Source organism: Rhodanobacter thiooxydans, from assembly GCF_021545845.1.
Lineage (GTDB): Bacteria > Pseudomonadota > Gammaproteobacteria > Xanthomonadales > Rhodanobacteraceae > Rhodanobacter.
This window is the reverse complement of record NZ_CP088923.1, coordinates 1,463,067-1,485,021: the sequence shown is the minus strand read 5'-3', so window position 1 is coordinate 1,485,021 and position 21,955 is coordinate 1,463,067. Positions and strand designations below refer to the sequence as shown.

27 protein-coding genes are annotated in these 21,955 nt (G+C 67.1%); 4 read left to right on the top strand and 23 right to left on the bottom strand.

Annotated elements, in window-relative coordinates; translation table 11 throughout:
* Positions 1-24 precede the first annotated feature (24 nt).
* Both LRK53_RS06545 and rng read right to left on the bottom strand, forming a co-directional pair.
* Positions 25-3,963 carry a YhdP family protein gene (locus LRK53_RS06545; RefSeq protein WP_027493656.1) on the bottom strand — a complete coding sequence of 1,313 codons (3,939 nt, stop codon included), beginning with the start codon at positions 3,961-3,963 and terminating at the stop codon, positions 25-27.
* Between the two features lie 36 nt (positions 3,964-3,999).
* Positions 4,000-5,487: a ribonuclease G gene (rng, locus tag LRK53_RS06540; protein ID WP_235642574.1), complete on the bottom strand. Its 1,488-nt coding sequence runs from the start codon at positions 5,485-5,487 to the stop codon at positions 4,000-4,002.
* Positions 5,488-5,645: 158 nt separating this feature from the next.
* Here rng and LRK53_RS06535 point away from each other — a divergent pair, with 158 nt between their 5' ends.
* Both LRK53_RS06535 and LRK53_RS06530 read left to right on the top strand, forming a co-directional pair.
* On the top strand, positions 5,646-6,365 hold the full coding sequence (locus LRK53_RS06535; RefSeq protein WP_027493655.1) for a Dph6-related ATP pyrophosphatase: 720 nt from the start codon (positions 5,646-5,648) through the stop codon (positions 6,363-6,365).
* Positions 6,349-6,870: a mismatch-specific DNA-glycosylase gene (locus LRK53_RS06530; protein ID WP_027493654.1), complete on the top strand. Its 522-nt coding sequence runs from the start codon at positions 6,349-6,351 to the stop codon at positions 6,868-6,870. Before LRK53_RS06535 ends, LRK53_RS06530 begins: the two co-directional genes overlap by 17 nt.
* Before the next feature lie 136 nt (positions 6,871-7,006).
* On the opposite strand, the gene LRK53_RS06525 is transcribed toward LRK53_RS06530, so the two are convergent.
* Entirely contained in the window at positions 7,007-8,299 is a 1,293-nt protein-coding gene (locus tag LRK53_RS06525; protein WP_027493653.1) for a cytochrome c, read from the bottom strand.
* Positions 8,296-9,054, bottom strand: a complete 759-nt coding sequence (locus tag LRK53_RS06520) for a c-type cytochrome (protein ID WP_027493652.1) — start codon at positions 9,052-9,054, stop codon at positions 8,296-8,298. The genes LRK53_RS06525 and LRK53_RS06520 overlap by 4 nt, the downstream gene beginning before the upstream one ends.
* Before the next feature lie 94 nt (positions 9,055-9,148).
* Between LRK53_RS06520 and LRK53_RS06515 the strand changes: the two genes are divergently transcribed.
* Positions 9,149-9,772 carry an amidase family protein gene (locus tag LRK53_RS06515; protein WP_235642573.1) on the top strand — a complete coding sequence of 208 codons (624 nt, stop codon included), beginning with the start codon at positions 9,149-9,151 and terminating at the stop codon, positions 9,770-9,772.
* Entirely contained in the window at positions 9,748-10,419 is a 672-nt protein-coding gene (locus LRK53_RS06510) for an amidase family protein (RefSeq protein WP_235642572.1), read from the top strand. Before LRK53_RS06515 ends, LRK53_RS06510 begins: the two co-directional genes overlap by 25 nt.
* Positions 10,420-10,477: 58 nt before the next feature.
* Here LRK53_RS06510 and LRK53_RS06505 read toward each other — a convergent pair whose 3' ends face one another.
* From LRK53_RS06505 to rpsQ, 19 genes are all read right to left on the bottom strand, one after another.
* Positions 10,478-11,848: a class II 3-deoxy-7-phosphoheptulonate synthase gene (locus LRK53_RS06505; RefSeq protein WP_235642571.1), complete on the bottom strand. Its 1,371-nt coding sequence runs from the start codon at positions 11,846-11,848 to the stop codon at positions 10,478-10,480.
* Positions 11,849-11,877: 29 nt separating this feature from the next.
* The gene (locus LRK53_RS06500; RefSeq protein ID WP_027493650.1) at positions 11,878-12,381 is read right to left on the bottom strand and encodes a disulfide bond formation protein B; all 504 of its coding nucleotides are present in this window, start codon (positions 12,379-12,381) and stop codon (positions 11,878-11,880) included.
* Positions 12,382-12,558: 177 nt separating this feature from the next.
* Positions 12,559-12,942: a 50S ribosomal protein L17 gene (rplQ, locus tag LRK53_RS06495; RefSeq protein WP_027493649.1), complete on the bottom strand. Its 384-nt coding sequence runs from the start codon at positions 12,940-12,942 to the stop codon at positions 12,559-12,561.
* Between the two features lie 299 nt (positions 12,943-13,241).
* Entirely contained in the window at positions 13,242-14,240 is a 999-nt protein-coding gene (locus LRK53_RS06490; RefSeq protein WP_235642570.1) for a DNA-directed RNA polymerase subunit alpha, read from the bottom strand.
* A gap of 17 nt (positions 14,241-14,257) precedes the next feature.
* Positions 14,258-14,884 carry a 30S ribosomal protein S4 gene (gene rpsD / locus LRK53_RS06485; protein ID WP_027493647.1) on the bottom strand — a complete coding sequence of 209 codons (627 nt, stop codon included), beginning with the start codon at positions 14,882-14,884 and terminating at the stop codon, positions 14,258-14,260.
* A 75-nt stretch (positions 14,885-14,959) separates the two neighbouring features.
* Positions 14,960-15,346, bottom strand: a complete 387-nt coding sequence (rpsK, locus tag LRK53_RS06480; RefSeq protein ID WP_007513384.1) for a 30S ribosomal protein S11 — start codon at positions 15,344-15,346, stop codon at positions 14,960-14,962.
* Between the two features lie 16 nt (positions 15,347-15,362).
* On the bottom strand, positions 15,363-15,719 hold the full coding sequence (gene rpsM / locus LRK53_RS06475; RefSeq protein WP_008435464.1) for a 30S ribosomal protein S13: 357 nt from the start codon (positions 15,717-15,719) through the stop codon (positions 15,363-15,365).
* Positions 15,720-15,856: 137 nt separating this feature from the next.
* The gene (gene secY, locus LRK53_RS06470) at positions 15,857-17,179 is read right to left on the bottom strand and encodes a preprotein translocase subunit SecY (RefSeq protein ID WP_027493646.1); all 1,323 of its coding nucleotides are present in this window, start codon (positions 17,177-17,179) and stop codon (positions 15,857-15,859) included.
* A gap of 4 nt (positions 17,180-17,183) precedes the next feature.
* Positions 17,184-17,615: a 50S ribosomal protein L15 gene (gene rplO, locus LRK53_RS06465; protein ID WP_027493645.1), complete on the bottom strand. Its 432-nt coding sequence runs from the start codon at positions 17,613-17,615 to the stop codon at positions 17,184-17,186.
* Positions 17,616-17,679: 64 nt separating this feature from the next.
* The gene (gene rpmD / locus LRK53_RS06460) at positions 17,680-17,877 is read right to left on the bottom strand and encodes a 50S ribosomal protein L30 (RefSeq protein WP_027493644.1); all 198 of its coding nucleotides are present in this window, start codon (positions 17,875-17,877) and stop codon (positions 17,680-17,682) included.
* Positions 17,870-18,379: a 30S ribosomal protein S5 gene (gene rpsE / locus LRK53_RS06455; RefSeq protein ID WP_027493643.1), complete on the bottom strand. Its 510-nt coding sequence runs from the start codon at positions 18,377-18,379 to the stop codon at positions 17,870-17,872. Before rpsE ends, rpmD begins: the two co-directional genes overlap by 8 nt.
* A gap of 108 nt (positions 18,380-18,487) precedes the next feature.
* A complete protein-coding gene (gene rplR / locus LRK53_RS06450; protein ID WP_185754691.1) occupies positions 18,488-18,847 on the bottom strand; it encodes a 50S ribosomal protein L18 in 360 nt (119 codons plus the stop codon).
* Positions 18,848-18,944: 97 nt separating this feature from the next.
* The gene (gene rplF / locus LRK53_RS06445) at positions 18,945-19,472 is read right to left on the bottom strand and encodes a 50S ribosomal protein L6 (protein ID WP_027493641.1); all 528 of its coding nucleotides are present in this window, start codon (positions 19,470-19,472) and stop codon (positions 18,945-18,947) included.
* Positions 19,473-19,483: 11 nt separating this feature from the next.
* Positions 19,484-19,879 (bottom strand): 30S ribosomal protein S8, encoded by a 396-nt coding sequence (gene rpsH, locus LRK53_RS06440; protein ID WP_027493640.1) that lies wholly within the window; start codon positions 19,877-19,879, stop codon positions 19,484-19,486.
* A 219-nt stretch (positions 19,880-20,098) separates the two neighbouring features.
* The gene (gene rpsN, locus LRK53_RS06435) at positions 20,099-20,404 is read right to left on the bottom strand and encodes a 30S ribosomal protein S14 (protein WP_027493639.1); all 306 of its coding nucleotides are present in this window, start codon (positions 20,402-20,404) and stop codon (positions 20,099-20,101) included.
* Positions 20,405-20,422: 18 nt separating this feature from the next.
* On the bottom strand, positions 20,423-20,965 hold the full coding sequence (rplE, locus tag LRK53_RS06430) for a 50S ribosomal protein L5 (protein ID WP_185754695.1): 543 nt from the start codon (positions 20,963-20,965) through the stop codon (positions 20,423-20,425).
* A 9-nt stretch (positions 20,966-20,974) separates the two neighbouring features.
* Positions 20,975-21,289 (bottom strand): 50S ribosomal protein L24, encoded by a 315-nt coding sequence (gene rplX / locus LRK53_RS06425; protein ID WP_007513361.1) that lies wholly within the window; start codon positions 21,287-21,289, stop codon positions 20,975-20,977.
* A 14-nt stretch (positions 21,290-21,303) separates the two neighbouring features.
* On the bottom strand, positions 21,304-21,672 hold the full coding sequence (gene rplN / locus LRK53_RS06420) for a 50S ribosomal protein L14 (RefSeq protein WP_007513359.1): 369 nt from the start codon (positions 21,670-21,672) through the stop codon (positions 21,304-21,306).
* Between the two features lie 15 nt (positions 21,673-21,687).
* A complete protein-coding gene (gene rpsQ / locus LRK53_RS06415; protein ID WP_027493638.1) occupies positions 21,688-21,948 on the bottom strand; it encodes a 30S ribosomal protein S17 in 261 nt (86 codons plus the stop codon).
* Positions 21,949-21,955: the final 7 nt, after the last annotated feature.

The window sequence follows — 21,955 nt, the reverse complement described above, 5'->3', positions numbered from 1 at the left end:
AGGCGGACGCGCGGGACGTCGTCTTTACGGCGACGAGGTCGCGGCGGCTGGATGCGCTTCGGGCAACGGTGCGACCACCGTCGGCGCCGGCTTGGCGCCGGGCAACAGCGGCGGCGTGGCCGGCGCCGGGGCCGTGCTGCCGCGCTTCTCGACCAGGATGATCACCGGGTTGTCCCAGCTGCCGGTGATGCGGTAGCGCGCGCTGGCGGCCTGGTTGAGGCCGCGGCCGAGGATGCCCTGCACGGCGAAGCCGGCCGCCGCGCCGACCGGGCCGCCGACCACCGCGCCGACCAGCGGCAGGCTGTTGCCGACGCGCGGCACCACCACCATCTGCTGGTCGTAGTCGCGCGCGCGCAGGCCGGTGCGGCCGTTGACGCTGATGCTGGCGGCCGGGCCGATGATCGACAGGTTGTCGGTGACGGCGTTGCCGTTGGCCAGCCTGAAGTCACCGCTGATCGAGTCGAACGCCAGACCCTTGCCGAACACGTCGCCGAAATCCAGGGTGAGCCGGCGCGGCAGCTCGGTCAGCGAGACCAGCCCGAGCAGTCGCCCCACGCCGGGTGACGCCGCCTCGGGGATGCGGCCGTCGTTGACCTGGATGCTGAGGGTGCCGTCCATGGTGGCCAGCGACAACCCGCTGGGCGCGCCGGGCCAGCTGGCGTCGAGCTGGTCGCGCGTCTTGCCGCCGTTGACCAGCCCGTCGAAACCGAGCGCGCCGAGCATCGCGCCGAGATCCTCGGCGGCGAAGCTGATCTTCATCTGCGTGCGGCTGTTGCTGGCGTTGCCGTTCCAGTCGCCGCTGCCGGTGATCTGCACGCGGCTGGACAGTGCGCGCAACTGCTCGATGTGCATGCCTTCGGCGGTCGGCCAAGTTTCCAGGCGCGCCTCGCCGAGCCTGGCGTCGCCCATGCGCAGGTCGCCCACCCACCCGTGGAACGGCGGCAGCGCGGCCGGGTTGATCCCGGTGTTGGCCGGGTCGGAAGCCGGCAGCGGCGGTGTCGCAGCGGCCGGCGGCGCGGCGCCGGCAACGGATTGGGGTGGATGGCTGGCGGCTTCGGTGCCGGGGTCCTTCGGCCAGTACAGCCGCTTCAGCCGCGCGGTGACGCCGCGCTTGTCCAGCTCCCTGGTCGGCACGCTGTAGTTGCCGAGCATCGCCGGGCCGTCCACGTCCACGCTGAGCTGGTCCGGCTGCGGCGTGGCGTGCAGTTTCAGCGCCCCCAGATCGCGGCCGAACCACTCGGCCCGGTCGGTGCTGACGTCGAGACTCTCCAGCCCCGGCCCGCCGCCGCTGCCGGTCGCCACGTACTGCACCCAGCCGGTGACGTCGAGCCGGCCGGCATGGCCGCGGATGCGCAGGTCGCGCGGCGGCAGCTCGGTGGGCATCTGGTTGCCGAACGCGAGGCTGCCGGCCAGCGGGCGCTGCCCGTCGGCCAGGCGCAGGTAGCCGCGCATGGCCTCGCCCAGGCCGAGGCGCAGCTCGCTGCCTTCGATCGGCAGGTTCATCGACAGGTGCAGCGGCAGGCGGGCCTCAGCCGGTTTGTGCAGCGGCGCGGGCAGCTCCAGCGCGATACCGTCCAGCGCCGAGTCGACACTGAGGGTTTGCGCCAGTGCATCGCGGCCCGGCACGTGCGCAATGGCGAAGCCGACGTCGAACGTGCTGCGGCCGTTACCCAGCTTGCCGATCCAGTTCAGCGACGGGTAATCCTGCACCAGTTCGGCCAGCCGGTAGCTGCCGCGCAACTGCGCCGACAGCACGGTAACCGGGTCGCTGTTGGCTCCGGCAACCGCCAGCTGCAGGGTCGACGGCTGGCCGCGGAAGCCGGCATCCAGCGGGCCGGCGCGCATGCCGTGCAGGTCGAAACTGAGCGGGCCATTGAGCTTGTCCAGCTGGAGTTTCCATTCCGGCGCGCTGAGGTCGGCGTCCTTCAGCCGCGCCACGCCGTCCAGCCGCGGCTCGCCGAGGCCCTCGCGCAGCGGCAGCGCCAGATGGAAGCCGAACGTGCCGCTGCCGCCCAGCTTCAGCTTGGCCAGGGTGTCGGCTTCGCGATTGCCGATCGGGCTCCTGCGCACGAACTCCATCAGACTGGCGCCGCTGCCATTGCCCTGCACGTTGAGGTCGAGCAGAGCCTCGCCGAAGTCCGGAATCAGCGCGACCGCACGCTCCGCCTTCACGCCCAGCGCGTGGCCGTCGTCGGCTTCCACCAGCATGCCGTTGTCGATGAAGTTGGCCACCGCGCTGACGCCTTCGGCGCGCGGCCAGCTCTTGCCGTAGTCGAGGGTGAGGTCGCTGATCACCGCGCGCGCCTCGAAGCGGCCCTCGTTGTGCCGGAACGGCCAATCGTGCAGGTCGCCGCGCAACAGCACGTCGGCCTGGTCGAGGCGACCGGCCACCAGGGCGCGGTCGAGCCAGGCGACGGTGCCGGGCGACATCGAGTCGATCGGCCAGAACAGCTTGGCGGCAGCCACGTCGGCATGTGCCAGCTTCGCGTACAGCTCCATGAACGGGGCGCCGCCCTGCGCCGGCAGCACCAGTTCGCCGCGGGCCTGGCCGGCATAGCCGGCGCCGGTAAAATCCAGCGCGTCGACGCCGATATGCCAGTCGCCGTCCTGCGGCCAGAACGCCAGCGTGCCGGCCAGGTTCGACAGCACGAACGGCTGGCGGAAGGTGTGCGGGAAGGCCAGCGTGGTGGCTTGGGCGGGCAGCTCCAGCGACAGCGCTTCGGCGTCGCCGCGCAGCTTGCCGCGCAGGCTGCTCACCCCCGGCAGCTTGCCGACCGGATCGATGCCCAGACTGCTGAACGTCAGCTCGACCGAACGCAGGCCCTGCGCCTGGTTCCAGTGCAGCGCGAGCTGGTCCAGCACGCCGCGCGGGTGGCCGCTGCCCAGCCACTGCGCCAGCGCTGGCGACAGCGCCGGCTTCAGCGCCAGCCACGGCAGCAGCGGCGCCAGCTGCAGCTTGCGCGCAGCGAGGTCCGCGCTGGCGTTGTCGCTGCCGGGCTGGTGCAGGTTCAGCGCCAGCGCGCTGCCGTCGTCGCCGGCCCAACGCACGTCGTAGCCGTCGTCGACGCGACTCACGCCGGCCAGCCCGTGCAGCGAGGCCACGCTGGCCTTGCCGCCGGCGGGCGCGGTCACCGCCAGCGTGTCCAGGTCGAAGCGGGTCAGGCTGCGGCTGACCTGGCCGTTGCGCCAGTCGAGCCAGGCGCGCAACTGGCCACGCCCGTGCTCGATCGTGTAGCCGCCCAGGTCGACGCCCTCCAGCAGCGGATTCAGGTCGGCACCGTCCACGCTGACCCACACCTGGCCCGCACTGCCGTCGTCGCGGAAGCGACCGGTCGTGCGCAGCGCGGCGTTCACCCCGTCGCGCCGCAGCACGCCGCCGAAGCGGATCTGGCTACCCTGGTGGCTCAGCCGCAGCTGTTTCGACAGCAGCGTGTAGTGCTCGCCCAGGGTGGCGTCGGTGACCACCACGCGCAGATCCTCCAGCCACAGATCGGCCGACAGTCGGCCTGCCGACAGCGGCTGCCGTGCGCTGCCGCCGGCCATGCCGATGCCGTTGACGTGCCAGCCGCTGGCGTCGCGCAGCAGGTCCAGTTGCAGGCCACGCACGTGCAGGTTGAGCAGGTGCCGCGACGGCAGCAGCCAGCCGCCGAAATCGAACTGCAGCTTGGCCTCGGGCAGCTGCAACGCAGTACCGCTCTCGCCGGCGGCCGCGCCGACGCTCACCCCGTGCATCACGAACACCGGGCCGGAGCCGGTCCAGCGCCCTTCCATCGAGACGAAGCTGACCGGCCGCTGCAGCCGCGCGCCGAGCTGCGCGGCGACCCAGTCCGGGTGCCGCGCCAGCAGCGGCAGCAGCAGTTGGGCCAGCGCCGCCGTCACGGCAAGCAGGATCACCAGCACCCCGGCGACCCAGCCTGACGCGCGGACAAAACGGTGCAGCCGGCGCTGCCACAACGCATTCACGCGCGACGGCCCCACATCGATGGGCAGTCGCCGGATCTACAGCAAGACGACATCGAACTGTTCCTGCGAATAATGCTCTTCGGCCTGGAAGCGTATGCTCTTGGAGATGAACTCTTCCAGTTCGGCCACCGCGCCGGATTCCTCTTCCAGGATGCGGTTGACCACCGCCGGGTTGGCCATCACCAGCAGCTTCCGCGCGTTGAACTGGCGCACCGCCCGGGTGATCTCGCGGAAGATCTCGTAGGTCACCGTCTCGGCGGTCTTCTGCACGCCGCGGCCGTTGCAGGCCGGGCACGGCTCGCACAGCTGGCGGGCCAGGCTCTCGGTGGTGCGCTTGCGGGTCATCTCGACCAGGCCCAGCGCCGACATCGGGTACACCGTGGTCTTGGCGTGGTCGCGCGCCAGCCCCTTGCTGAGCATGCGCAGCACCTGCCGCTTGTGCTCCTCGTCGCTCATGTCGATGAAGTCGATGATGACGATGCCGCCCAGGTTGCGCAGGCGCAGCTGGCGCGCCGCCGCCTGCGCGGCCTCCAGGTTGGTGCGGTAGACCGTCTCCTCCAGGTTGCGCGAGCCGAGGTAGGCGCCGGTGTTGACGTCGATGGTGGTCATCGCCTCGGTCTGGTCGACGATCAGGTAGCCGCCGGACTTCAGCGGCACTTCCTTCTTCAGCGCGCGCTGCATCTCGTCCTCGACGCCGTACAGGTCGAAGATCGGCCGCTCGCCGTCGTAATGCTCGATGCGGTCGTCCAGGTTCGGCATGAACTTGTGCACGAAATGGGTCACCTTCTCGAAGGTGTCGCGCGAATCCACCCGCACCTTCTCGATGTCCTCGTTGAGCATGTCGCGCAGGCTGCGCAGCGGCAGCGACAGCTCCTCGTACACGCGCTCGCCGACCTTCGCCTTCGCGATGTTCTCCTGCACCACCCGCCACACCTTGCCGAGATAGGTCACGTCGAACGCCAGCGACTCCGCACTCTGGCCCTCGGCATTGGTGCGCACGATGTAGCCCAGCCGGCTGTTGCCGGACGCGTCGTCGCCGATCAGCGGGGTCAGCACCTCGCGCAGGCGCTGGCGCTCGGCCTCGTCCTCGATCCGCGCGGAGATGCCCAGGGTGCGCGCGTACGGCAGCAGCACCAGGTAGCGCGAGGGGATGGACAGGTGCGCCGACAGCCGCGCACCCTTGGTGCTGATCGGGTCCTTCACCACCTGCACCACGATCTCCTGGCCTTCGTGCACCAGCTCGCTGATCGACGGCAGGTGGCCGTTGCCGTTCGTTTCGGCGCCATCGGCCGGCGTCGGACGCACGATGTCCGAGGCATGCAGGAACGCCGCGCGCTCCAGCCCGATCTCCACGAACACCGCCTGCATGCCCGGCATCACCCGCTGCACGCGGCCCTTGTAGATGTTGCCCACGTAGCCGCGCCGCGACGCCCGCTCGACGTGCACCTCCTGCAGCATGCCGTTCTCGACCACCCCGACCCGCGTCTCGCGCGGGGTCACGTTGATCAGGATTTCTTCGCTCACCGCGTACTCCCCCGGGACAGGTGATCTTTATAGCGGTGCGGCCACGGACTGTCGATGAACGGCGACATGGAATCCACACGCCAGCGCCGGATGACGCAAAATGGGCACCGGCGCGCGACACGGCTCGCCGCCCCACGAACCATCCCGGAACCGAACGCATGACGACACCCACGCCGACGCCCACCCTGCTGGCCTGGAGTGGCGGCAAGGACTGCCTGCTGGCCCTGCAGCGGCTGCTGGCCGATCCGCAGTGGCAGGTGGTCGGCCTGCTTACCACGGTCAACCGCAACTACCAGCGCGTGGCCATGCACGGCACCCCGCGCGCGGTGCTGCAGGCGCAGGCCGCCGCGCTGGGCCTGCCGCTGCTGGAGGTGATGCTGGACTGGCCGGGCAGCAACGAGGCCTACGAGGCGGCCCATGCGCAGGCGCTGGTCGAGGCGCGCAGGCGCTGGCCGGGCATTCGCCACTGCGCGTTCGGCGACCTGTTCCTGGAGGACGTGCGCGACTACCGTGTGCGCCAGCTCGGCCGCGAGAACTGGCGCGCGGTGTTCCCGCTGTGGGGCGAGGACACCGCCGCACTGGCGCGGCGCTTCGTCGGCGAAGGCCACCGCGCAGTGCTGTGCTGCGTGGACACCCAGCAGCTGGGCGCGGAGTTCTGCGGCCGCCACTACGACGCCGCCCTGCTCGATACGCTGCCGGTCGGCGTCGACCCCTGCGGCGAGCGCGGCGAGTTCCACACGCTGAGTTACGCCGGACCGCTGTTCCGCCGACCGCTGGCGCTGCGCCGCGGCGAATCGGTGCTGCGCGACGGGCGCTTCCAGTTCACCGATTTCCTGCTGGACGACAGCCGGCTCGACAGCGATGCCGCGGCGGACTGAGCGCCACGTCCTGCCCGACCTGCTGCAACCCGGGCTGGCACTGGTGTTCTGCGGCACCGCCGCGGGCAGGCGCTCGGCCGCCGAGCGTGCCTACTACGCGCATCCCGGCAATTTGTTCTGGCGCGCTCTGCACGCATCCGGCCTCACGCCACGCCTGCTCGTGCCGGCGGAGTTTCCGCTGTTGCCGCAGTTCGGCATCGGCCTCACCGACCTGGCCAAACGCCACAGCGGCAACGACGACGAGCTGCCGCCCGATGCGTTCGATGCGCCCGCCCTGTTCGCCCGGATCGAACGCCACGCTCCGCGCCTGCTCGCCTTCACCAGCAAGAACGCGGCACGCAGCGCACTCGGCCATGCCGTCGGCTACGGCCTGCAGGACGAAACCCTCGGCAGCACGCGGCTGTTCGTGCTGCCCTCGCCGTCCGGGCAGGCGCGCGGGCATTGGGACCTGGCGCCATGGCTGGCACTGGCTGAGCTGTTCCACGCTGCCCGGGCGGGCATGTAGGAGCGCGCTTGCGCGCGATGCTCTTGCCCTTATCGCCTTCAAAACGAAAAGCTGTAGAGGCAAGAGCAACAGCATCGCGCACGACCGAAGGAAGTCCCTCGCGGACAAGGTGCGCTCCTGCACGTGAAGGCCTGAGTCAGTCGATCGGCGTGTGCCGGTACTTGCTGACCGCTTCGGCGCGCACGATCGAGGCCTTGTTCGACCAGGTGCGGCGGATGTAGGTGACCACCGCCGCCACCTCGCCATCGCTCAGCTGCTGCGCGAACGGCGGCATCGAGTACGGCCGCTGGTTTGCCGCGGTGACCGGCGCGAAGCCGCCGAGCAGGACCATGCGGGTGGCGTTGATGCCGCTCGGCTCGGTCACCGAGGAGTTGCCATTCAGCGGCGGATAGACCCCGGCCACGCCTTCGCCGCGCTTGCCGTGGCAGTCGGCGCAGTGCTTTGCGTAAACCTTCTCGCCCTGGGTGGAGAGCGTCCTGGCGTCGAACGGCGGGCCCGGCTCCGCCACCGGCGCCCGCGGTGGCAATGACTGCAGGTAGCTGGCGATCGCGCGCAGGTCGGCATCGCTGATGTGCTGGGTGCTGCCCGATACCACCGCAGCCATCGGCCCGAAGGCGACGCCCTTCGCTGACTGGCCGGTCTTCAGCAGGTCCACGATGTCCTGCGCGCTCCAGCCTTCCAGACCGCCGTTCTTGCGGGTGCTCAGGTCGGGCGCGTACCAGTTCTGCATCGGAATCTGGCCACCGGTGAGGTGCACGTCCTGCGGCGTGCCGCCGAGCGTGTCGCGCGCGGCATGGCATTCGTTGCAATGGCCCAGCCCCTGCACCAGGTAGGCGCCGCGGTTCCACTCGGCCGACTGCGCCGGGTCGGGCTTGAACTCGCCTTCGCGGAAGTACAGCGCGCGCCAGGCCTTCAGGCTGTTGCGCACGCTGTACGGGAACGCCAGCGTGGGCGCCACTGCCGGCTGGTGCACCGGTGCCAGCGACTGCAGATAAGCGAAGATCGCCAGCGCATCGTCATGGCTGACCTTGGTGTAGGAGGTATAGGAGAACACGGGATACAGCAACTCGCCGTGGCGGCCCTTGCCGCTGTGCAGCGCCTGCCAGAAATCCTCGAAGCTCCAGTCGCCCAGGCCGGTCGCGCGATCGGGCGTGATGTTCGGTACCGGGATATTGCCGAACGGCGTGGCCAGCGCGCGACCGCCGGCGTAGCGCGCACCGCCCTGGGCAGTGTGGCAGTCGGCGCAGTCGCCGACCGTGGCGAGGTATTCGCCCTTCGCGATCAGCGCCGGATCGCGCAGGCTGGCCGCTGCAACCTTGCTCGCGGCCGGCGGGGTCGGCTGGCTGCCGCTGCCGGCGAACAGCATCCAGGCCAGTGCCAGCACGCCCAGCAGCACGATGGATGGCAGCAGCCAGCGCAACCACTTCATGACGGGTCTCCCGTCGCGCCCAGCACGCCACAGCTCAGCGGCGGCTTCACCGAACCGGCCGGCTGCGGGTGCGTGTCGGCCGGCAGCTCGCGGCTGGCCAGCGCGGCGGCCACCGCGGTGATGTCCGACTCAGCCAGCCGACTTGCCACCTCGGCCATGCAGTCCGGTGCCACGGTGGCGCGGGTGTGCGTGCGCCACGAACCCAGCTGTGCGCTGAGGTAGTCGTACGGCAGGCCGACCAGGCCCGGCGTGGACGGCTCCACCCCGGTCAGCTGGCTGCCGTGGCAGCTGCTGCAGGCGGGAATCCGGCGGGCCGGATCGCCCTTGCCGATCAGTTCCTCGCCGCGCTCGAGCGTGGCAGCGGACACCGGCGGCAGCGGCGAGCGGCTGTACGGCACCTGCTGCGCCGCGAAATACTCGGCAATCTCGCGCATGTACGCGGGCGGCAACTGGCGCACGGTGTATTCCATCGGCGCGTACTTGCGCAGGCCGTTCTGGAAATCCTGCAGCTGGCGCGCAAGGTAGCCCGCGGGCTTGCCGGCGAGGCGCGGGAAATAGCCGCTGCCGGGGCGACCTTCGCCATGCACGCCGTGGCAGGTGGTGCAGGCGGCGATGCGCTGCTGCAAGGTATCGGGAATCGGCGGCGTCTCGGCCGTGTCGGCGGAACGGGCAGGAGCGCCAAAGCACAGGATGACCGCCAGCAGGGCCACGGTGGCGAGGAGCTTGGCTGAAGAGGAACGGGCATTCGTCGTCATCCGGGGATTGTACTCTGGCAACTCCGCGCCCCGTCCGGCGCCGCGCTGAGCTTGGCCCGCGCGACCGCATGCCGTACTCGCTACCGGGGTCATAGTGAAACATCCAGCCGTCCATCTCGTCGCCTTGGCCGCCATGCTGCTCGCCGGTCCGGCAGCGGCTGCCGAGACTGCCCCGCCGGAGATCGCCTGCGCCTCGGTCGCACAGCTGCAGCAGCGCATGGATGCCGGCACGCTGGACAGCCGGGGGCTGGCGCAAGCGTTGCTCGAGCGCATCCGGCAGCTCGACCAATCCGGCCCGAGCCTGCATGCGGTGAGCGAGACCAATCCCGACGCGCTGCAGCTGGCCGGCGAACTCGATGCAAAACGCACGAAGGCCCGCAGCCCGCTGTACGGCATCCCGGTGCTGTTGAAGGACAACATCGATACCGGCGACCGCATGCTGACCACCGCCGGCTCGCTGGCGCTCACCGACGCGCCGGCGCCGCGCGTCGCCGGCCTGGTCGAGCGGCTGCGCAAGGTCGGCGCGCTGATCCTTGGCAAGACCAACCTGAGCGAATGGGCCAACTTCCGCTCCAACCATGCCAGCAGCGGCTGGAGCGGACGCGGCGGACAGACCAAGAACCCCTACGTGCTCGACCGCAACCCCTGCGGTTCCAGCGCCGGCTCGCCGGCGCCGAGCCGAACGCCAACCGCGTGCTCGACGAGTCCATCGTGCTGATGAAGGCGCAGGGCGCGATCATCGTCGACCCGGTCACGCTGCCGCACCTGGCCGAGCTCGGCAAGCCGGAGCTCACCGTGCTGCTGTACGACTTCAAGCACGACATCAACGTCTACCTGGCCGGTCGCCGCGGCCTGAGAGTGAAGACGCTGGCCGACCTGATCGCGTTCAACCAGGCGCATGCCGCCACCGAGATGCGCTGGTTCGGCCAGGAACTGTTCGAGCAGGCCGAACAGAAGGGGCCGCTCAGCGACAAGACATACACCGATGCGCTGGCCGAGGCGAAGCGTTTGGCCGGGCCGGAAGGCATCGACGCCGCGCTGAAGACGCAACACCTGGACGCGCTGCTGGCGCCGTCGTGGGGCCCGGCCTTCATGACCGATCCAGTGCTCGGCGACCACATCGTCAGCGGCGACCCCACCGTGGGCGGCGCCTCGCAGCCGGCGGCGGTGGCCGGCTATCCCTCGATCACCGTGCCGGCCGGGTTTGCGCACGGCCTGCCGGTCGGCATCGTGCTGTTCGGCACGAAGTGGAGCGAGCCCACGCTGATCGCGATCGCCTACGGCTTCGAGCAGCATGCGAAAGCCTGGCAGCCGCCGCAGTTCCTCGACACCGTGGGTGGCAAGCCGGCAACCTCCATGCGCTGAGCATGTCGCGATAAAAAGGCGGCCGGTGGCCACCTTTCCCGAACGCACTGCTGGCGCGTCAACCCTGCCCGTTGACCGATTTGCGCACGATCAGCATCGCCAGCTCCAGCGATTGCTCGTAGTTCAAGCGCGGATCGACCATCGACTTGTAGGCGCGGTCGAGGTCGCTCTCGGACAGGTCGCGGGCGCCGCCCATGCACTCGGTGACGTCCTCGCCGGTCAGCTCCAGATGCACGCCGCCGAGCCGGGTGCCGGCTGCCGCGTGGATGTCGAACGCCTGGTCGAGCTCACCGCGGATATTGTCGAAGCGGCGGGTCTTGTGGCCGTTCGAGGTGCTCTCGGTGTTGCCGTGCATCGGGTCGGCCACCCACAGCACGCGCCGGCCCTCGCGCTTCACCGCGGCCAGCAGCGGCGGCAGCGCGGCGGCGATCTTCGCGTTGCCCATGCGGTGGATCAGGGTCAGCCGGCCGGGCTCGTCGTCCGGGTTCAAGGCGTCGATCAGCGGCAGCAGTTGCTCCGCCGTCACCGAAGGGCCGACCTTCACCGCCACCGGGTTGCGGATGCCGCGGAAATACTCCACGTGCGCGCCGTCCAGCGCGGCGGTGCGCATGCCGATCCACGGAAAGTGGGTGGACAGGTTGAACCAGCCGGGGTGGCGCGGCACCTGGCGGGTCAGCGCCTGCTCGTAACGCAGCAGCAGCGCCTCGTGCGAGGTGAAGAAATCCACCTTGGAGAAGCCGGCGATCGAGCCAGCCAGGGTTTCCATGAAGCGCAGCGAGTCGCCGATGGCGGTTACCATCTGGCGGTATTCGGCAGCCAGCGGCGAATGCTCGACCCAGGCCAGATCCCAGTATTCCGGGTGATGCAGGTCGGCGAAACCACCGTCGATCAGCGCACGCACGAAGTTCATGGTCAGCGCCGAGCGCGCATGCGCCTGGATCAGCCGCTGCGGATCGGGCCGGCGTGCAGCGGTGGTGAACTCTGGGCTGTTGACCACGTCGCCGCGGAAGCTCGGCAGGGTCACGCCATCGCGCGTCTCGGTGTCGGCCGAACGCGGCTTGGCATACTGCCCCGCGAAACGGCCCACCCGCAGCACCGGCTTCTTCAGGCCGTGCACCAGCACCAGGCTCATCTGCAGCAGCACCTTCAGCCGGTTCGAGATCACCGGACTGGTGCAGTCGGCGAAGCTCTCGGCACAGTCGCCGCCCTGCAACAGGAAACGCCTGCCCTCCTGCGCCTCGGCCAGCGCCTGCTTCAGCGCCAGCACCTCCCACGAGGTCACCAGTGGCGGCAACTGGGCCAGTTGCGCGCCGGCGGCAGCCAGTTCCGCTGCATCGTCGTAATGCGGCTGCTGCAGCGCCACGCGCTGCTGCCACGAATCGGGGGCCCAGCCGGCGGCGGGGTGAAAATCGGATACAGGGGGATTCATCGCGCGACCCTGGATGGCAACGGGAGCCCTCATCTTGCGGCCAGCCGGCGCCGCGCCGCCACGACCGCCAGCACGGCCAGCGCGACGTACCAGAGCAGGGTCCAGGCCGGCATCGGCAGGCCGAGAACCGGTTCGACCTTGGCACACTCGCCTGAACCGGTGAAGACCAGCTTCAACATCTTCGAGAAGGGGAACGCATCCAGCAGGTAGCCGAGGCCGGGACCGCAGGAGGGCACCTGGTCGGCCGGCAGGCTTTGCAGCCACAGATGGCGACCGGCGGTGACGATGCCGCCGACCGCACCAACCAGCACCAACCCCGCATAGGCCCAGCGGCCGTTGCCGCGCGGTGCGTGCAGGGCGCCCAGCAGGAAGAACAGAGCCATGACCAGGAACGCGATGCGCTGGAAGATGCACAGCGGGCATGGCGTGAGGCCCAGCCCGTATTCGGCGTACAGCGCAAAGCCGAGCAGAGCCGCGCAGATCAGGAAGCCGACGAGGAAACTGACGCGGTACGACCAGCGAAGTGGATTCATGGCGGATTGTTGCGTTGCGGAACCCGAGACATTACCGCTTCCCGGGGATGCTGTCAGCAGGCGCGAGGCACCTGGCGAAAATTTGCGGATCGGCAAGGCCCATATACGCGAAAACCCGGCGGATCGCCCCGCCGGGTTTCGTGTCTGGATGTCGGCATGTCGCGTCCGACGACCGTCTTACTCGGCCTCAACCGCCTCGCCCTGCGGGCGACCGACCAGCTCGACGTACGCCATCGGCGCGTTGTCACCGTCGCGGAAACCGCACTTCAGGATGCGCAGGTAGCCGCCAGGGCGTTCCTTGTAGCGCGGACCCAGCTCGACGAACAGCTTGCCCACCGCCTCCTTGTCGCGCAGGCGCGAGAAGGCCAGGCGGCGATTGGCCACGCCGTCGGTCTTGGCCAGCGTGATCAGCGGCTCGGCCACGCGGCGAAGTTCCTTCGCCTTCGGTAGGGTGGTGCGGATCAGCTCGTGCTTGAACAGCGACGAAGCCATGTTCTTGAACATCGCCTCGCGGTGACTGCTGGTCCGGTTGAACTTGCGTCCGGATTTCATGTGGCGCATGACGAAACTCTCTCTGGTCTGTTGTTATGAAAAGCCGGCGCTTGTGTCCGGTTTTCCGCGGTTGCCCGCTGTTCCAAGCCCTTTCAAAACGGGCTCTCGTGAGACGTGCGGCCATGGATGGCCGTCTGATGCTTCGGCGGCCAAGGGACCGCTTGAAAGGCCAATCCGGCCTTCCGTCGGGCAGTCAAGGCGACTGCTCCAAATTCGCAGCCCGGGGCTGCGAGCCCGGCGGAACGGCCAGATGGCGTCCGCCAGTTCGTGACTGCGACGACGATCGGAAGATCGCCGCCGCAACAACATCAACCCAGCTGCATGCCGTGCGACAAGCCCGGCGGCGGCCAGTTCTCGAGCTTCATGCCCAGCGCGAGGCCACGACCGCCCAGCACGTCTTTGATCTCAGTCAGCGACTTCTTGCCCAGGTTCGGCGTCTTCAGCAGCTCGACCTCAGTCTTCTGCACCAGGTCGCCGATGTAGTAGATGCTCTCGGCCTTCAGGCAGTCCGCCGAACGCACGGTGAGCTCCAGATCGTCGATCGGACGCAGCAACAGCGGATCGAAACCGCTCTTTTCCGCCTTGTCGGTGGCGCTCTCGCGACGCGAGAAGTCGCCGAACACCGACAGCTGGTCGTTGATGATCTCGGCGGCCTTGCGCACCGCGTCCTCGGCACCGATGGTACCGTTGGTCTCGATGTCCAGCACCAGCTTGTCGAGGTTGGTGCGCTGCTCGACGCGGGCGGCGTCCACTTCGTAGGCCACGCGCAGCACCGGCGCGAACGACGCGTCCAGCTGCAGGCGACCGATCGGACGTGCCTCGTCATCCGGATGCTGACGCGTGCTGGCCGGCTGGTAGCCGACGCCGCGACGCACCTTCAGGCGCATGTTGAGGGCGATGTCCTTGGTCAGGTGGCAGATCACGTGCTCGGGATTGATGATCTCCACCGAGTGGTCGACGACGATGTCGCCGGCCGTGACCACGCCCTTGCCCTTCTTGGACAGGGTCAGGGTGACCTCGTCGCCGCTGTGCTGACGGATCGCCACGTCCTTGAGGTTCAGCAGGACTTCGATCACGTCCTCCTGCAGGCCTTCCAGGGTGGTGTACTCGTGCAGCACGCCATCGATTTCCACCTCGACGATGGCGCTGCCGGGGATCGAGGAGAGCAGCACGCGACGCAGCGCGTTGCCCAGGGTGTGGCCAAAGCCACGCTCGAGCGGCTCGACCACCACCTTGGCACGGTTGGCCCCGAGCTGTTCGACGCTGAGGCCACGCGGCCGCAGCACGCTAGTTGACGAAACTGCCATGCAGAGCTCCGGTAAAATTACTTCGAGTAAAGCTCGACGATCAGGGCTTCATTGATGTCGGTCGGCAGATCGCCACGATCCGGCACCGACTTGAACGTACCTTCGAACTTCTTGCTGTCGACTTCGACCCAACCCGGACGCAGGTCCATGGTGTCGAACACGGTCGCCGCTTCCTGCACGCGCAGCTGGCTGCGGGCGCGCTCGGTCAGCGCGATCGCGTCACCCGGACGTACCTGGTATGAAGGGATATTCACCTTCTTGCCGTTCACCAGGATCGCCTTGTGGGCAACCAGCTGGCGGGCCTGGGCGCGGGTGACCGCGAAGCCCATGCGGTAGACGACGTTGTCCAGGCGGCTCTCGAGCAGGCGCAGCAGGTTTTCGCCGGTGTTGCCCTTGAGGGTGGTCGCCTTGGTGTAGTAGTTGCCGAACTGGCGCTCGAGCACACCGTAGATGCGCTTGACCTTCTGTTTTTCACGCAGCTGCACGGCGTAGTCGGACATGCGCATGCGCTTGTTCGCGCCATGCTGACCGGGCTTGTTTTCCAGCTTGCACTTGGAATCCAGCGCACGCGCCGGACTCTTCAGGCTGAGATCTGCACCCTCACGACGGGCGAGTTTGCAGGTAGCTCCACGATAACGTGCCATGGGTAATCTCTTTTTAAATAGTCCGGCCAAGGAAGGCCGGTTCTTGATTCTTGCGATCAAGGATGATCGCAAGAATCACACTCGACGCTTCTTGGGGGGACGGCAGCCGTTGTGCGGAATCGGCGTGACATCGATGATGTTGAGCACCTTGTAGCCCAACGCGTTCAGCGAACGCACCGCCGACTCGCGACCCGGGCCAGGGCCCTTGATGCGCACTTCGACCGTCTTCACGCCGTAGTCGCCGGCGGCACGACCGGCCTTTTCGGCGGCGACCTGGGCGGCGAACGGGGTCGACTTGCGCGAACCGCGGAAACCCGCGCCGCCGGCGGTCGCCCACGACAGGGCATTGCCCTGGCGATCGGTGATGGTGACGATGGTGTTGTTGAAGGAGGCCTGCACGTGGGCCACGGCATCCGTGACAACGCGCTTGATCTTCTTCTTGGTCTTGACAGGCTTGGCCATGTTCGGAATCCGTTACTTACTTCTTGATGGCGCGACGCGGGCCCTTGCGGGTGCGTGCGTTGGTACGCGTGCGCTGGCCGCGCACCGGCAGGCCGCGACGATGACGCAGGCCGCGATAGCAGCCCAGGTCCATCAGGCGCTTGATGGCCATGCCCACTTCGCGGCGCAGATCGCCCTCGACGGTGTATTTGGCGATTTCGTGGCGAAGCTTCTCCACCTCGCCCTCACTCAGGGACTTGATCTGGGTGGTGGGAACCACGCCAGCGTCCACGCAGACCTTCTTGGCCCGGCTGCGGCCGATGCCGTAAATGCTCTGCAGACCGACCCAGACGTGTTTCTGGACCGGCAAATTGACACCCGCGATGCGCGCCATGATGTACTTTCTCCGATGCGTTTCTTGCGCGGTAAACGCGCAATTTTAACCCGAATTTCCCTGACTGGAAAGCCCTGCGGCACCCGCGAGCGCCGCCAGCCTCCGACTTCGACCCACTCCGTTCGCCCCAGCAGCCACTAGTTGCGGCGGAGATTGGCCTTCTTGAGCAAGCTTTCGTACTGGTGACTGACCAGATGCGCCTGCACCTGGGCCGTGAAATCCATCACCACCACCACCACGATCAGCAGCGACGTGCCACCGAAATAGAACGGTACGTGCCAGGCGCTCTGCATGAACGACGGCACCAGGCAGACCAGCACCAGGTACAGCGCACCGACACCGGTCAGACGCGTCATGACCGCGTCGATGTAGCTGGCCGTGGCCTTGCCCGGACGGATACCCGGGATCAGCGCGCCCGACCGCTTGAGATTGTCGGCGGTCTCGTCCGCGTTGAACACGATCGCCGTGTAGAAGAATGCAAAGCCGATCACCAGCACCGAAAAAACGGTTTCGTACAGCGGATTGCCGGGGCTCAGCGCCTGCGTCAGATCCTGCAGCCAGCGCGTCTGCTGGCCGGTGGTGAACCAGCTCACCGCGGTCGCCGGGAACATCAGCAGACTCGAGGCGAAGATCGGCGGGATCACGCCCGACATGTTGATCTTCAGCGGCAGGTTCGAGCTCTGGTTCATGTAGGCCTTCTGCCCACCGGAGCGCCGCGCGTAGTTCACTGTGATGCGCCGCTGGGCGCGCTCCATGAACACCACGAACGCGGTCACCGCCAAGGCCAGCGCAAACACCATCAGCAGCTTGATCAGCGACAGCTCGCCATTGCCGGCCATGCCCAGGGTATGCACCACCGCCCCCGGCAGGCCGGCGACGATGCCGGCGAAGATCAGCAGCGAGATGCCGTTGCCGATACCGCGTTCGGTCATCTGCTCGCCCAGCCACATCAGGAACATGGTGCCGGCGGTGAGCCCGACCACGGACGAGAAGATGAAGCCGAAGCCCGGCGTGTAGACCACCGGCGCGCCGCCGGCCGCCACCTGCCCCTGCAATGCCACCGCGATGCCGAACGACTGGAACGCCGCCAAAGCCACCGTGGCATAGCGCGTATACATCGTCATCTTGCGCTTGCCGGCTTCGCCTTCCTTGCGCAGGCTCTGCAGGCTCGGCACCACTGCGCCCATCATCTGGAACACGATCGACGCCGAGATGTACGGGATCACGCCCAACGCGAACACCGAGAAGCGCTCCAGCGCGCCGCCCGAGAACATGTTGAACATGTCCATCAGGCCGTTGCCGTTGACCAGGTTGGTCATCGCCTCCGGATTGACGCCCGGAACCGGAATGAACGAACCGAGCCGGAACACCACCAGCGCACCGACCACGAAGAAGATGCGCTGACGAAGCTCCGTCAGCTTGCCGAGCTTGCCGAGCGCATTGCCCTTGGCTGCTGCCACCTGATTACTCCACGCTGCCGCCGGCAGCCTCGATGGCTGCCTTGGCACCGGCGGTAGCCAGCAGACCGGACAACTTCACCGCGCGGCCGATTTCGCCCTTGAGCACCACCTTGACCTTCTTCGCACGGCTGTTGATCAGGCCAGCCTGATGCAGCGCCACCACGTCGATCACGTCGCCCTTGAGGTGGCCCAGCTGATACAGGAACACTTCCTGGCTCTCGGCCTGCTTCTTCGAGCGGAAGCCGATCTTCGGCATCCGGCGATTCAGCGGCATCTGGCCGCCTTCGAAGCCGTACTTGTGGGTGCCGCCCGCGCGGGCGTGCTGACCCTTGTGGCCGCGGCCGGCGGTCTTGCCCAGGCCCGAACCGATGCCGCGACCGACGCGCAGGCGCGTCTTGCGCGAACCGGCCGCCGGCTTGATGTCATTCAGACGCATGATGGTCATCCTCTAATCAGGCATCCTGCCTGAGAACCCGGCCGTCCATGGCCGGACAATTCAATTAATCTTCGACCCGGACCAGGTAGTAGACCGTGTTGATCAGGCCGCGGACCTGCGGGCTGTCCTTCAACTCACGGACATCGTTGGTCTTGTTCAGGCCCAGCGCCTTCACGCTCAGGCGATGGCGCGCCTGCACGCCGCGCAGGCCCTTGACCAGGCGTACACGGACGGTCGCGGCGGTTTCGTTCTTCTTAGCCATTGCCCAGCACCTCTTCCAGGGTCTTGCCACGCTTGGCGGCGATCTTCTTGGGCGAGGCAACCGCCTGCAGGCCCCTGATGGTGGCACGCACCAGGTTGATCGGATTGCGCGAGCCGACCGCCTTGGCCAGCACGTTCTTCACGCCGACCACTTCCAGCACCGCGCGCATGGCGCCACCGGCAATCACGCCGGTACCCTCGGAAGCCGGCTGCATGTAGACGCGGGCCGCACCATGGTTCGCCTTCACGGCATACCACAGGGTGCCGTTGTTCAGTTCTATGTTCACCATCTGGCGACGGGCACGCTCCATCGCCTTGGAAATGGCCACCGGCACTTCGCGCGCCTTGCCATAGCCGAAGCCGACCTTGCCCTCGCCGTCACCGACCACGGTCAGCGCGGTAAAGCTCATCTGGCGGCCGCCCTTGACGGTCTTGGCCACACGGTTGACGGCAATCAGCTTTTCCAGCAGGCCGTCGGAATTTTCGCGATCGGTAGAAGACATGTTCTTTTCCATGTGCCCGGCGGACCGGGACTTTGCTTGCGGCTGCGCCGCTTGGAGTTGTAGGTGACGCTGTGGAAATCAGGGCATGCCCTGACCCGGGTGTCTCGCTCAGAACTGCAGACCGGCCTCGCGAGCCGCGTCGGCCAGCGCCTTGATGCGACCGTGGTAGCGGAAACCGGAGCGGTCGAACGCGACGGACTCGATACCCGCCGCCTTCGCGCGTTCGGCGACGGCCTTGCCCACCGCGGCGGCGGCGGCCAGGTTCTTGGTGCCCTTCAGACCCTCGGCCACCGACTTCTGCACGGTGGAGGCAGCCGCCACCACGTTCTTGCCGGAGGCGTCGAACACCTGCGCGTAGATGTGCTGGCCGGTACGGTGCACCGACAGGCGGGCCACCGCTAACTTGCGGATATGAGCACGCGTGGACTTGGCACGGCGCAGGCGGTTTTCGTTCTTGTTCATCGTCATGGTTCCTTGAAAGCGGATCGGCTTGGGATAACTGTCATCTGCTCTTGGTGAAGAGTCCGGCCATGGATGGCCGGTCCTTCGCGCAGGGACAGCGCACTTAAGCCTTCTTGGCTTCCTTCAGGGTGATCTTCTCGCCGGCATAGCGCACGCCCTTGCCCTTGTAGGGCTCCGGCGGACGGAAGCCGCGAATCTTCGCCGCCACCTGGCCCACCGCCTGCTTGTCCGAACCCTTGATCAGGATCTCGGTCTGCGACGGGGTCTCGATACTGATGCCTTCTGGCGCATCGAACACCACCGGATGGGAGAAGCCCAGGCTGAGGTTCAGCGACTTGCCCTGCATCGAGGCGCGGTAACCGACGCCGACCAGCTCGAGTTTGCGCTCGTAGCCACCGGAAACACCGGTGACCATGTTGGACAGCAGCGCACGTGCGGTACCGCCGAACTTGTCGTCGGCGCCTTCCACGAGGCTGATGTTCGCCACGCCATTGTCCACGGCGATGGTGACGCCCGGCAGGTGATGCACGGACAGCGAGCCCTTCGGGCCCTTCACCGAGACACTGTCGGCGCCGACCGTCATCTCGACGCCCTTGGGCAGGGAAATGGGTTGTTTGGCAACACGTGACATCGACAGACTCCTTATGCCACTTGGCCAATGACTTCGCCGCCCAGACCCTTGGCACGGGCCTGCGCATCGGTCAGCAGACCGGCGGAAGTCGAGATGATCGAGATGCCCAGGCCGCCCAGGACCTTCGGCAGCTCATCCTTGCCGCGATACACGCGCAGGCCGGAGCGGCTGACACGGGAAATGCGCTCGATGGCCGGCTGGCCCTCGAAATACTTGAGCTTGATCTCGAGCACCGGCTTGCCTTCCTCGGCGGAAGTCTTGGCGTCGAGGATGTAGCCCTCGTTCTTGAGAAGATTGGCGATCGCCAACTTCAGCTTCGACGACGGCATACGCACGGTCGGCTTGCCCATGGCCTGGGCATTGCGGACGCGCGTGAACAGATCGGCGATGGGATCAGTCATGCTCATGAAAACATCCTTCAGAGTGCACCGATATCCGATAAAACCGGAAATCAATCGAATTGTGAGCCGGCATCGACGCCAGCCTGCCTTGCGCAGACCGCCGACTATAACAGCCTTTTCAGGTTTTGGCGAATAGCGATGCGGTAGTCGCATCCACCGACTGCACGTTCGTGCAACCGGGTGAGCCGACGACGGAATCTCTCCGTCGACCAGCCCTGCAGTGGGTTACCAGCTGGCCTTGCGCAGACCGGGCACGTCGCCGCGCATGGTCGCTTCACGCAGCTTGTTGCGGCCGAGGCCGAACTTCGTGTAGACGGCGCGCGGGCGCCCGGTCAACGCGCAGCGGGTACGCTGCCGCACCGGGCTGGCGTCGCGCGGCAGCTTCTGCAGCTTGGACTGGGCGGCCATCTTCTCGTCGTACGAGGCGGTGGTGCTCAGCACGATCGTCTTCAGTTCGGCGCGCTTGACAGCGAACTTCTGGGCGAGCTTGGTCCGCTTGATGTCGCGGTTGACCATCGAGGTCTTTGCCATGGATATCTCTCGCGTGTATCAGTTGCGGAACGGGAAGCTGAACGCAGCCAGCAGGGCCTTTGCCTCTTCGTCGGTCTTCGCGGTGGTGGTGATGGAGATGTCCATGCCACGCAGCGCATCGACCTGGTCGAAGTCGATCTCAGGAAAAATGATCTGTTCCTTGATGCCAAAATTGTAGTTGCCGCGGCCGTCGAAGGCCTTGCCCGAGACACCACGGAAGTCGCGCACGCGCGGCAGCGAGATGTTGATCAGGCGGTCGAGGAACTCGAACATCTGCGCGCGGCGCAGGGTGACCTTGCAGCCGATCGGCCAGCCGTCGCGGATCTTGAACGAGGCCACGGAAACGCGCGCCTTGGTCGTGATCGGCTTCTGGCCGGAGATCTTGGCCATGTCGGCCACGGCGTTCTCGAGCACCTTCTTGTTGCCCGCAGCCTCGCCGACGCCCATGTTCAGCGTGATCTTGGTGATGCGCGGAACCTGCATCACGTTCTGGTAGCCGAACTGCTTGGTGAGCTTCGGCACTACCTGCTCTTTGTAGAAATTTTCAAGGCGGGTCATGATCGTGATTCCTTACGCGTCCACCACCTCGCCAGACGAACGGAACACGCGGACCTTGCGCCCATCTGCGAGCGTCTTGGTGCCGACGCGTTCACCCTTGTTCGTGGCGGGGTTGAACAGCTGCACATTGGAGAGATGGATCGAGGCTTCACGCTCGACGATGCCGCCAGCCTGGTTGGCCTGGGGGTTCGGCTTGGTGTGGCGCTTGACCAGATTCACGTTGGAGACGAACACGCGGTCGCCTGCAACACGCAGCACATCGCCGCGCTGACCCTTGTTCTTGCCGGTGATCACCAGGACCTGATCACCCTTGCGGATACGGTTCATTGTGTTGACTCCGCTCAGAGCACTTCGGGCGCAAGCGAGACGATCTTCATGAACTTCTCGCTGCGCAGCTCGCGGGTGACCGGCCCGAAAATACGGGTGCCGATCGGCTCGAGCTTGTTGTTGAGGAGGACCGCTGCATTGCCGTCGAAACGGATCAGCGAGCCATCGGGACGACGCACGCCCTTGGCGGTACGCACCACCACGGCGTTGTACACCTCGCCCTTCTTCACCTTGCCGCGGGGGATGGCATCCTTCACGGTGACCTTGATCACGTCGCCGATCGCGGCGTAACGGCGCTTGGAGCCGCCGAGCACCTTGATGCACATCAGTTCCTTCGCACCGCTGTTGTCCGCCGCGGAAAGCGTGCTTTGCATCTGGATCATGTCTGCATGCCTCCCTTAGCCGTTGGCGCGCGTGACGATCTCGACCACGCGGTGATGTTTGGTCTTGGACAGCGGGCGGCATTCGGCGATGCGCACGATATCACCCTCGTTTGCGCCCAGGTCGTCCTGCGCATGCAGCTTGGTCGAGCGGCGGATGGTCTTGCCGAGCAGCCAATGCTGCTCCTGCCGCTCGACCAGCACGGTGACCGTCTTGTCCATCTTGTTGCTGGTGACGCGACCCTCGAGGGTACGCGCCTGTTTCTGATTGTCGCTCATGTCGGCC

Coding starts and splice junctions, on each gene's coding strand:
- LRK53_RS06535 (WP_027493655.1), top strand. CDS start 5,646: ATGACGACACCCACGCCGACGCCCACCCTGCTGGCCTGGAGTGGCGGC.
- LRK53_RS06530 (WP_027493654.1), top strand. CDS start 6,349: ATGCCGCGGCGGACTGAGCGCCACGTCCTGCCCGACCTGCTGCAACCC.
- LRK53_RS06525 (WP_027493653.1), bottom strand. CDS start 8,299: ATGAAGTGGTTGCGCTGGCTGCTGCCATCCATCGTGCTGCTGGGCGTG.
- LRK53_RS06520 (WP_027493652.1), bottom strand. CDS start 9,054: ATGACGACGAATGCCCGTTCCTCTTCAGCCAAGCTCCTCGCCACCGTG.
- LRK53_RS06505 (WP_235642571.1), bottom strand. CDS start 11,848: ATGAATCCCCCTGTATCCGATTTTCACCCCGCCGCCGGCTGGGCCCCC.
- LRK53_RS06500 (WP_027493650.1), bottom strand. CDS start 12,381: ATGAATCCACTTCGCTGGTCGTACCGCGTCAGTTTCCTCGTCGGCTTC.
- rplQ (WP_027493649.1), bottom strand. CDS start 12,942: ATGCGCCACATGAAATCCGGACGCAAGTTCAACCGGACCAGCAGTCAC.
- LRK53_RS06490 (WP_235642570.1), bottom strand. CDS start 14,240: ATGGCAGTTTCGTCAACTAGCGTGCTGCGGCCGCGTGGCCTCAGCGTC.
- rpsD (WP_027493647.1), bottom strand. CDS start 14,884: ATGGCACGTTATCGTGGAGCTACCTGCAAACTCGCCCGTCGTGAGGGT.
- rpsK (WP_007513384.1), bottom strand. CDS start 15,346: ATGGCCAAGCCTGTCAAGACCAAGAAGAAGATCAAGCGCGTTGTCACG.
- rpsM (WP_008435464.1), bottom strand. CDS start 15,719: ATGGCGCGCATCGCGGGTGTCAATTTGCCGGTCCAGAAACACGTCTGG.
- rplO (WP_027493645.1), bottom strand. CDS start 17,615: ATGCGTCTGAATGACATCAAGCCGGCGGCCGGTTCGCGCAAGACGCGC.
- rpmD (WP_027493644.1), bottom strand. CDS start 17,877: ATGGCTAAGAAGAACGAAACCGCCGCGACCGTCCGTGTACGCCTGGTC.
- rpsE (WP_027493643.1), bottom strand. CDS start 18,379: ATGTCTTCTACCGATCGCGAAAATTCCGACGGCCTGCTGGAAAAGCTG.
- rplR (WP_185754691.1), bottom strand. CDS start 18,847: ATGACGATGAACAAGAACGAAAACCGCCTGCGCCGTGCCAAGTCCACG.
- rplF (WP_027493641.1), bottom strand. CDS start 19,472: ATGTCACGTGTTGCCAAACAACCCATTTCCCTGCCCAAGGGCGTCGAG.
- rpsH (WP_027493640.1), bottom strand. CDS start 19,879: ATGAGCATGACTGATCCCATCGCCGATCTGTTCACGCGCGTCCGCAAT.
- rpsN (WP_027493639.1), bottom strand. CDS start 20,404: ATGGCAAAGACCTCGATGGTCAACCGCGACATCAAGCGGACCAAGCTC.
- rplX (WP_007513361.1), bottom strand. CDS start 21,289: ATGAACCGTATCCGCAAGGGTGATCAGGTCCTGGTGATCACCGGCAAG.
- rplN (WP_007513359.1), bottom strand. CDS start 21,672: ATGATCCAGATGCAAAGCACGCTTTCCGCGGCGGACAACAGCGGTGCG.
- rpsQ (WP_027493638.1), bottom strand. CDS start 21,948: ATGAGCGACAATCAGAAACAGGCGCGTACCCTCGAGGGTCGCGTCACC.